This window comes from Pseudorhodoplanes sp., from assembly GCF_035565795.1.
GTDB lineage: Bacteria > Pseudomonadota > Alphaproteobacteria > Rhizobiales > Xanthobacteraceae > Pseudorhodoplanes.
In genome coordinates this window covers 1-8922 of sequence record NZ_DATMRV010000132.1, presented here as the reverse complement: position 1 = coordinate 8922, position 8922 = coordinate 1, and the positions used below count along the sequence as shown (strand labels likewise).

The 8922-nt window shown below is 63.8% G+C and carries 9 protein-coding genes; 5 read left to right on the top strand and 4 right to left on the bottom strand.

Annotated elements, in window-relative coordinates; all coding sequences use genetic code 11:
- Nucleotides 1-717: 2-oxoacid:acceptor oxidoreductase family protein (locus tag VNZ93_RS12700; RefSeq protein WP_325705272.1), on the bottom strand; the 717-nt coding region annotated here is incomplete at its 3' end.
- Entirely contained in the window at nt 690-2492 is a 1803-nt protein-coding gene (locus VNZ93_RS12695; RefSeq protein ID WP_325705269.1) for an FAD-dependent oxidoreductase, read from the bottom strand. The genes VNZ93_RS12695 and VNZ93_RS12700, both read right to left, overlap by 28 nt.
- A 441-nt stretch (nt 2493-2933) precedes the next feature.
- Here VNZ93_RS12695 and VNZ93_RS12690 point away from each other — a divergent pair, with 441 nt between their 5' ends.
- Entirely contained in the window at nt 2934-3611 is a 678-nt protein-coding gene (locus tag VNZ93_RS12690) for an HAD-IA family hydrolase (RefSeq protein ID WP_325705275.1), read from the top strand.
- Between the two features lie 19 nt (nt 3612-3630).
- Entirely contained in the window at nt 3631-4404 is a 774-nt protein-coding gene (locus tag VNZ93_RS12685; protein ID WP_325705266.1) for an ATP12 family chaperone protein, read from the top strand.
- 52 nt (nt 4405-4456) lie between these two features.
- Here VNZ93_RS12685 and VNZ93_RS12680 read toward each other — a convergent pair whose 3' ends face one another.
- Nucleotides 4457-4981 (bottom strand): DNA starvation/stationary phase protection protein, encoded by a 525-nt coding sequence (locus tag VNZ93_RS12680; protein ID WP_325705263.1) that lies wholly within the window; start codon nt 4979-4981, stop codon nt 4457-4459.
- 164 nt (nt 4982-5145) lie between these two features.
- Here VNZ93_RS12680 and VNZ93_RS12675 point away from each other — a divergent pair, with 164 nt between their 5' ends.
- Nucleotides 5146-6654 (top strand): caspase family protein, encoded by a 1509-nt coding sequence (locus VNZ93_RS12675; protein ID WP_325705260.1) that lies wholly within the window; start codon nt 5146-5148, stop codon nt 6652-6654.
- Nucleotides 6655-6698: 44 nt separating this feature from the next.
- Nucleotides 6699-7673 (top strand): hypothetical protein, encoded by a 975-nt coding sequence (locus VNZ93_RS12670; protein WP_325705257.1) that lies wholly within the window; start codon nt 6699-6701, stop codon nt 7671-7673.
- Here the strand turns inward: VNZ93_RS12670 and VNZ93_RS12665 are convergent.
- Entirely contained in the window at nt 7670-8074 is a 405-nt protein-coding gene (locus VNZ93_RS12665) for a DUF4260 domain-containing protein (RefSeq protein WP_325705254.1), read from the bottom strand. The genes VNZ93_RS12670 and VNZ93_RS12665 overlap by 4 nt on opposite strands.
- Before the next feature lie 354 nt (nt 8075-8428).
- Here VNZ93_RS12665 and VNZ93_RS12660 point away from each other — a divergent pair.
- Nucleotides 8429-8922 (top strand): carboxyl transferase domain-containing protein (locus VNZ93_RS12660; protein WP_325705251.1); only part of this gene is annotated, 494 nt, incomplete at its 3' end.

Genomic DNA, 8922 nt, shown 5'->3' with positions numbered 1-8922 from the left:
CGACGGCGTGATCGGATACCAGGCACAGACGGTCGCGCCGCCATAGACCGCACCCAGCGCAGCGGCGGCGTTGCCCTCGATGAAGATGCGGTCGCCGACCTTGTCAGACTTTCGCACCCGCAGGCCGATCGGGCATTTCAGGTTCGTCAGCGCCCAGTCTCGGCCGAGATGCAGCGCATGCACGTTCGGGCCGATCAGCTTGTCCTTGCCCTTGTATTGCTCACCGATCAGCGCCTCGATCGTCTTGACGTCCATGTCGAGCAGCGCCGACAGCGCGCCGAGATAGATGATGTTCTTGAACAGCTGGCGCTGGCGCGGATCGGTATATTCCTTGTTGCAGATCGCGGTCAGCGGCACGCCGATGACGTTGATGTCCTCGCGGAATTTCGACTGGGGAAGGGGCTTGGTCGAGTCGTAGAGGAGGTACCCTCCCGGCTCGATCATCGCGACATCCTTGTCGAAGGTCTGCGGATTCATCGCGACCATGAAATCGACGCCGCCGCGCGCCCCGAGATGGCCTTCCTCGGTGACGCGTACCTCGTACCAGGTCGGCAGGCCCTGGATATTGGAGGGGAAGATGTTGCGCGGCGAGACCGGCACGCCCATCCGCATCACCGCACGGGCGAACATCTCATTCGCGCTTGCCGAGCCGGAGCCGTTCACATTGGCAAAGCGGATGACGAAATCGTTTACGCTGCTGAGCGCGCCGCTTGACATCCTCGATCACCCGCATGTGCCATTTCGATCAGGTATTTCTGCATGTCCCAGGCGCCGGTCGGGCAGCGTTCGGCGCACAGCCCGCAATGCAGGCAGACATCCTCGTCCTTCACCATGACCCGGCCGGTCTTCAGCCCGTCCTGCACGTAGAGGTCCTGGGACAGGTTGAGCGAGGGGGCTTCCAGCCGCTGCCGCAGATCGGCTTCGTCCCCGTTCTTCGTGAAGGTGATGCAGTCCATCGGACAGATATCGACGCAGGCATCGCACTCGATGCAAAGCTGTGACGTGAACACGGTCTGCACGTCGCAATTCAGGCAGCGATGCGCTTCGCCGAGCGCGAGCTGGACGTCATAGCCGAGTTCGACCTCGGCCTTGATGTCGCGCAGTGCGACCTGCTTCTCGCGCAGCGGCACCCGGTAGCGCTGGTCCAGCGTGATGTCGTTGTCATACGACCATTCGTGGATGCCCATCTTCTGGCTGACGATGTCGACATGCGGCAGCGGCCGCTCGCTGATGTCCTCGCCGGACAGCATCTTGTGGATCGACAGCGCGGCGTCGTGCCCGTGCGACACCGCCCAGATAATGTTCTTCGGGCCGAACGCGGCGTCGCCGCCGAAGAACACCTTCGGATGGGTCGAGGCGAACGTCTTTTCGTCCACGACCGGCATGTCCCACTTGTTGAATTCGATGCCGAGGTCGCGCTCGATCCACGGATAGGCATTCTCCTGTCCGACTGCGACCAGAACGTCGTCGCAGGGGAAGTGCTGATCGGGTTCGCCAGACGGCACGAGGTTGCGGCGGCCCTTGGCGTCATATTCGGCCTTCACCTTCTCGAAGGTGATGCCGGTGAGCTTGCCGTTCTCGTGGGTGAATGCCTTCGGCACCAGGAAATTGTGGATCGGAATATCCTCGTGCATGGCGTCTTCCTTCTCCCAGGGAGACGCCTTCATTTCGTCGAAGCCCGAGCGAACGACAACCTGCACGCTTTCGCCGCCGAGGCGGCGGGCCGAGCGACAGCAATCCATCGCAGTATTGCCGCCGCCAAGTACGATCACGCGCTTGCCGATCTTGTCGACATGGCCGAACGCAATCGAGGACAGCCAGTCGATGCCGATATGGATGTTCTGCGCCGCTTCCTTGCGCCCCGGAATGTCGAGATCGCGGCCGCGCGGTGCGCCGGAGCCGACGAAGATCGCATCGTAATTCTCGTTGAGCAGCGCCTTCATCGAGTTGATGCGCTGGCCGCCACGGAATTCCACGCCGAGGTCGAGGATGTATCCGGTCTCCTCGTCGATCACGGAATCCGGCAGGCGGAATTTCGGAATCTGCGTGCGCATCATGCCGCCGGCCTGCGGATCGCCGTCGAACACCACGCAGTCATAGCCGAGCGGCGCGAGATCGCGCGCGACGGTGAGGGACGCTGGACCACCACCGACGAGTGCGATGCGCTTGCCATTCCTGATCCGCGCCTTCTTCGGCATGCGCGCGGAGACATCGTCCTTGTAATCGGCAGCAACGCGTTTCAGGCGGCAGATCGCAACCGGATCGTTCTCGACGCGGCCGCGCCGGCAGGCCGGTTCGCACGGACGGTCACAGGTGCGCCCGAGAATCCCCGGAAACACGTTCGACTTCCAGTTGATCATGTAGGCGTCGGAATAGCGCCCTTGCGCGATCAGCCGGATGTATTCGGGAACGGGCGTATGCGCCGGGCACGCCCACTGGCAGTCCACGACCTTATGGAAGTAATTGGGATCGTCGATTTCGGTCGGTTTCATCGACGCCTCTCGCACGTGTCCCGGAACCATTCGGTTCCTCGTTGCGTGGTGGGACCGGCGAGCCGAAAACGGCAGGCTGGCATTTCTTTCCCCGTTGGGCCGGCTTGTTGCTCACCGACTCCGCGCAAGATTTTACTCAGTCCAGTTTTGAAAAGCCACAGATGTACCGTCGCGGCACGGGCTTTCGAGATCACTCTTGGTTATGAAACCTTGCGGCAATGCACGCACATCGCCGCTTTCACCCAGCGAAATCGGGCGCGGATTTGGGCGGGGTTTGGGCGTATTGTGGGCAGCGCGGCTCATGTATAACGCATACCTGCCAAAGCTTGTGCGGCGCACAAGATGGCTTCATACGAAAGTGGAATGGGTCCGTTGCGGTTTGCGGGCAACGCGTGCTGCGGTGCCTCACGGATCCTGATCCATGTCACGCGGAGTTGAACGCTGAAACTCATCATCTTCGATTGCGACGGTACGCTGGTCGATAGCCAGCTCATGATCTGTGCCGCGATGCAACGCGCCTATGACGCGCACGAGATTGTTTGTCCGCCGCGCGAGCGGGTGCTGTCGATTGTCGGGCTGTCGCTGCGCGAGGCGTTCGACACCCTGGGGGCGGGCGTTTCGAATTTTCCCGTCGACGGCATGATCGAGCGCTACAAGGAGGCCTTTTTCGAGCTGCGGCACTCGCCGGAGCATCAGGAGCCGCTCTATCCGGGTGCGCGCGAGGTGGTACTCGATCTGTCCGCGCGCGCCGATTGCCTCCTCGGTGTCGCGACCGGAAAATCGCAGCGCGGTGTCCGCGCCATTCTCACGCATCATGAACTGCTGACGTGCTTTGCGACCATCAAGACCGCGGACGACGCGCCGTCGAAGCCGCATCCCGGCATGATCTTCGAGGCCATGCGCGAGGCCGGTGTCGAGCCGCAGGACACCATCATGGTCGGCGACACCACCTACGACATGGAGATGGCGCGCGCTGCGGGCGTGCACGCCATCGGCGTGAACTGGGGCTACCATCCGGTCGCGCAGCTGGAGCAAAGCGGCGCGCACGAGGTCGTGTCCGGATTTCCGGAACTCGCGCGCCGGATTGATGCTTTTATGGTAGCGCGGGAGCCCGCCTGACGGACGCCGGACATTTGAAATGCGCGATATCTTCGAAGACCTGTTCGAGAGCGAACCGCTGGACCCGATGGAAGCGGCTCGACGTAACGTGCGTCCGACGTTGCGCAAACGCTTCTACGAAGAAGCAGGTGTGGCGGAGGAGGGCGGCCACTTTGTCGTCACTCTCGACGGCAAGCCCGTCCGTACACCGTCGCGCCGTCCGCTCGCCGCACCGACGCGGCCGCTGGCGCAGGCGATTGCCGATGAATGGCAATCGCAGACCGACGTGATCGATCCCGCACATATGCCGCTCACACGGCTCGCCAATTCGATCATCGATGGCGTTGCCGACAAGCCCGGCGAAGTGCGCGATGAGATCGTCAAGTATCTCGGATCAGACCTTCTGTTCTATCGCGCGGATGGCCCTGAGCGATTGACGGAACGTCAGGCGGAAGTGTGGGACCCGATTGTGCGCTGGGCAGCGGATGCGCTCGGTGCGCGTTTCATCATGGTGGAGGGCGTTGTCTTCGCCGCGCAGCCGCAGGCTGCGGTCGAGGCGGCCGCCAAAGCGATTCCGGCCGATGCCTGGCGGCTCGGCGCCGCGCATTCGGTGATGACACTCACCGGCTCGGCGCTGCTTGCGCTGGCGCTCGCCGAAGGCGCGATCGGATCCGACGATGCGTGGAAGGCTGCGCATGTCGATGAAGACTGGCAGATGGAGCAATGGGGCCGCGATACGCTTGCAATGGAACGGCGCGCGCATCGCGAGGCCGAGATGAAGGCGGCTGCCACGGTTCTGGGACTGACGAAATAGTCCGGGCGGGCTCACGGTTCTTGCACCGCGAGCCCGAAACATGGCGGCGGACTTACTGTCCCGTCGCGGTCGCGGAGCGTCCGGCCTCATAGAGGAACCACACGCGCTTCTCCGCCTGATCGATGTAGTTCTCCAGGAGACTCGCGGTCGCGACGTCGCCATGCTCGTCGCAGATCTCGTGCACCTGGCGCATCGCAGCGATCAAGCGCTGATTGTCCTCACGCAGCTCTGCCAGCATGTCCTGTGCGTCGACATAGGGCGCATCGTTGTCGGACAGCCGCTGGTGCCGGGCAATGTCGCCGATCGAACGCAGCGTGGTGCCGCCGATCTTGCGGACGCGTTCGGCAATCTCGTCGGTCGTTGCGAAGATCTCGTCGCCCTGTTCGTCGAACATCAGGTGGTAGTCGCGGAAATTCGGTCCGCTGACATGCCAGTGGAAGTTCTTGGTTTTCAGATACAGCGCAAAGGTATCGGCGAGCAGAGCATTCAGGGCGCCGCTGATGTCCTTGGTGGCGTTGCCGCCGAGGTCGGTGGGGGTGGCGAGGCGAGGCTTGGCTTTGGTCTTGTCGGCGCTCATGGGACGTTCTCCAGCAATATTGGGTGGCCGTACATAACGACGGAAGGTGACATCGGTTACATAATCGCTGCTCCGCTCTCTGGAAATTGACCACGCGACCTTTGCCGCAGGTTTGCCCGGGTCGGAGCAATTTGTGCTAAGTCGCTCCGGTTCGGAGCGAATTCATGGTGACATCGACCGTCCGCCTGCTGCTTGCGCTGGCCGTAACGGCTGCCCTGACCGGGCTGAATAGCTCGCAGGCCGCCGCACAGACCCGGCGGGCGCTGGTCATCGGCGCGGACGACTATCGCAATGTCGCAAAGCTGCAGAAGGCTGTCGGTGACGCGCGTGCGATGAAGCAGGCGCTGGAGACGGTCGGCTTCGAAGTCGATCTGCTGGTCAATCCGGACCGGGCCGCATTCAACAACGGCATTTCGGAGTTCACCCGCAAGCTCGGCCCGGACGATGTGGCGCTGATCCATTATTCAGGGCACGGTGTTGCACTCGATGGCGAGAACTACCTCCTGCCGATCGACGCGCCGCGTCCCGACCGTGTCGACAAGGAGGGGCTGAAACACGAAGCCTTCGCGCTGATGCCGTTGATCGAGCGCATCCGCGCGACCGGCTCGAATGTTCAGATCGCCATCGTCGATGCCTGCCGCGACAATCCTTATGCGAAGAGCGGCACGCGCTCGATCGGTCGCAGCGGCGGGCTGGTCGAGCCCTCGCGCCGTCCGGCCAGGGGGCAGGGCGGCTTCTTTATCCTGTTCTCGGCTGGCTTCGGCCAGACCGCGGCCGACCGGCTGGACGATAACGACCGCGAGCCGACCTCGGTCTATACGCGCACGCTGCTGCGCAAGATCACGGTCGAGGGCAAGCCGATCACCGATCTGGCGCGCGAGGTGCGGGAGGACGTCGAGGCGCTGGCTGCCACCGTCAATCACGAGCAGCGTCCGGCTTATTACGACGAACTGTCCGGGCCGTTGTTTTACTTCGCCCCGCCGCAATCGGGTGGCGCCGTTGCGGCCGCGCCGGCGCAGCCGCGAGCCGAGCAACCGGCCCAAGGCCCCCAGCCGTCGCAATCACAGCGGCCGAATGCCGCGTCTGCGATTCCACTCACCACGCAGCCGAGCTTCGATTGCACCCGCGCCCGCGGACGCGATGAACTGGCGGTGTGCGGCGACGCGGAATTGGCGGCACTCGATCGGTCGCTGTCGCAGGTCTATTACGCGCTGGCCGACAGGCTTGGAGGCGATGCGCGGATGGCGCTGCGCGTCGCGCAGGGCGAGTGGCTAGCGCAGCGAAAGCTGTGCGATACCAATGCCGCCTGCATCGCACAGGCCTATCGCAACCGCATCGCGCAATTGCAGGGCGGCAACCGCCAAGCCAGCCTGGCCCTGGTCCCGGCGCGATCGGCCGTCCCGCCGCGTCCGAGCTTCGATTGCGGCAAGGCGCGCAAGCTGGATGAAATGGCGGTCTGCGCCGACGCCGCGCTGGCCGCCAGAGACCTGCGGTTATCCGAGGTGTTCAACCAGTACCGCGCCCGGTTGTCGCCCGAGGCCCAGAAGCAATTGCTCAAGGCCCAATCCGCATGGCTCGCGCAACGCGGGCAGTGTAGGTCCGATATCCCCTGCGTCGGACGAGTTTACGATGAACGCATTCGCCAGATCGAGACACTGCTATCTGGCCGGTAATTTTATCCCGACTTTCAGCGGCCCTTTTTCAGACGGCGTCCCAAATGAAAATCACACTCGATGTGTCCAAGCTTGTCGAGGAGGGCAAGCTCACTCCCGCTGAGGCCGAACGCCTGAAGGCGCTCGCCGCGGAAGAGACCGGCCACCTCGGTCTCAATATCCTGACCGGCTTTGGCGTGATCGCCGCGAGTGCGGGCGCAGTCGCGATCCTTCTGACCGCATTCCAGTTCAGCGCGGGCTCTGCCGCCATCATCGGCGGCGCTGTTTTCCTGCTCGGTTTCCTGCTGCTTGCGATGCGCGGCGAGGTCGTGAGCCTGCTGGCGCAGACCCTGATCGTGATCGGCGCGCTGACCGGCGGGGGCGGGCTGCTCATTCTCGATAACGGCTCGTTGCGCGCCGCCTTGTTCGTCACGATGGTCTTTGGTGCCGCGGCGATCATTGCGCGATCGAGCCTGATGGCGGCGCTGTCGGTCGTCTCGCTTGCCGGATGTCTCGGCGCGCGCACCGGCTACGTGCACGCGATGTACTCGCTCTCGATCCAGGAGCCGACGCTCACAATCGTCATCTTCTCTGCCCTGGCGCTCGTGCTCTACCTGATCTCGCTGCGCGTGCGCGCCGACTATGAGCGGATCGCGCTGACCGCGGCGCGCATGGCCATCGTCCTTGTCAATTTCGGCTTCTGGATCGGTTCGCTCTGGGGCGACCGGCTGCGGCTATGGCGCTATCTGACCATGAACGACGTGATGGGCGGGCCGAGCTTCACGGCGAAGGGCGCCGTCATCCCGGATTATGTGTTCTCGATCGGCTGGGCGATCGCGCTGATCGGCGTCGGGGTGTGGGGCGTGCGCGCAGGGCGGCGCTGGGTCGTCAATGTCGCGGCCGTATTCGGCGGCATTCACTTCTATACGCAATGGTTCGCGATCCTCGGCGCCAATGCCCTCTCGGTGCTGCTGGCCGGCGTGATCCTGATCGCGATCGCAATGGCGCTGCGGGCGTTTAACCGCAAAGGCGCCGCCTAGCCCTGCGGCCTTGTTCGGCCGATGCGGCCAAGATGGGTGAAGGCGAAGCCCTGACCGAATTTCAACCCGTAGCCGAGTGCGCGGTCGAAACCGATATGCGCGATCCAGATCGCCGCGACTGCGATCGGGAGGTTGTTCTGCATGAGAATGCCGAAAGCTGCGAGCAGAACCGGACCGATCAGGCTGTGTGCGGCGTTGTAGATGGCTGCACCGACGCGAGGACCGGCGAGATAGCCGAGAAAACTGAGGTCCGGCACGAGAACCAGCGCGGCGAACAGCCACCAGGACTCGCCAAGCCTGTCAAAGACAAGCACGGCGAGCAGTGCGAATGCGAGGCCTTCGAGCCGCAACAGGATGCGCGGCAGGCCGATGACAGCAGCCACTTTTTCGGGGTCGGTCATGGCATGGCACATGGGCGAAAAGCGGCTTTGCCGCAAGGGCGCCAATGCTGCTGATTGCGATCGCCGTGGCGCTGCGGGCGTTCAACAGGAAGGCTCTCAACTCTCCCCCCGCGTAAGCGGTGGGGAGGGTTGATCGACTGAGCCATAAGCGCGTTTACGCGCGTCTTCGGCGCGCTATGGCGAAGGAGATCGGGGTGGGGGCGATACCAACCCTTGCGCAAAACGTCCCCCCACCCCCGACCCCTCCCCACCACTCGCTTCGCTCGCGGGGGAGGGGAGCAAAGCGCGCCCCGCGTGACGCCCATTCGCACTCCGTGCTATTCCTGTCAGGCCGGTTTTCAGGCCAAGGACCCCATGAAAGACATCATCGAGAAGCTCGACATCCGCCGCAAGGACGCAAGGCTCGGCGGCGGAAAGGCCCGCATCGAGGCGCAGCACAAGCGCGGCAAGCTGACCGCCCGCGAGCGGATCGAGCTCCTCCTCGACAAGGGATCGTTCGAGGAATTCGACATGTTCGTGGAGCACCGCTCCAGCGACTTCGGCATGGAAAAGTCGAAGATTCCCGGCGACGGCGTGGTCACCGGCTGGGGCACCGTGAACGGCCGCACCGTGTTCCTGTTCTCCAAGGATTTCACTGTGTTCGGCGGCTCGCTGTCGGAGACCCACGCGCAGAAGATCGTGAAGGTGCAGGACATGGCGCTGAAGGCGCGCGCGCCGATCATCGGCCTGTTCGATGCCGGCGGCGCCCGCATCCAGGAGGGCGTGGCGGCGCTCGGCGGCTACGGCGAAGTGTTCAAGCGCAATGTCATCGCCTCCGGCGTGATCCCGCAGATCAGCGTCATCATGGG

What these genes read in the sequence shown, in the direction of transcription:
- VNZ93_RS12675 (WP_325705260.1), top strand. Translation starts at nt 5,146, where the DNA reads ATGGTGACATCGACCGTCCGCCTGCTGCTTGCGCTGGCCGTAACGGCT.
- VNZ93_RS12670 (WP_325705257.1), top strand. Translation starts at nt 6,699, where the DNA reads ATGAAAATCACACTCGATGTGTCCAAGCTTGTCGAGGAGGGCAAGCTC.
- VNZ93_RS12685 (WP_325705266.1), top strand. Translation starts at nt 3,631, where the DNA reads ATGCGCGATATCTTCGAAGACCTGTTCGAGAGCGAACCGCTGGACCCG.
- VNZ93_RS12680 (WP_325705263.1), bottom strand. Translation starts at nt 4,981, where the DNA reads ATGAGCGCCGACAAGACCAAAGCCAAGCCTCGCCTCGCCACCCCCACC.
- VNZ93_RS12665 (WP_325705254.1), bottom strand. Translation starts at nt 8,074, where the DNA reads ATGACCGACCCCGAAAAAGTGGCTGCTGTCATCGGCCTGCCGCGCATC.
- VNZ93_RS12695 (WP_325705269.1), bottom strand. Translation starts at nt 2,492, where the DNA reads ATGAAACCGACCGAAATCGACGATCCCAATTACTTCCATAAGGTCGTG.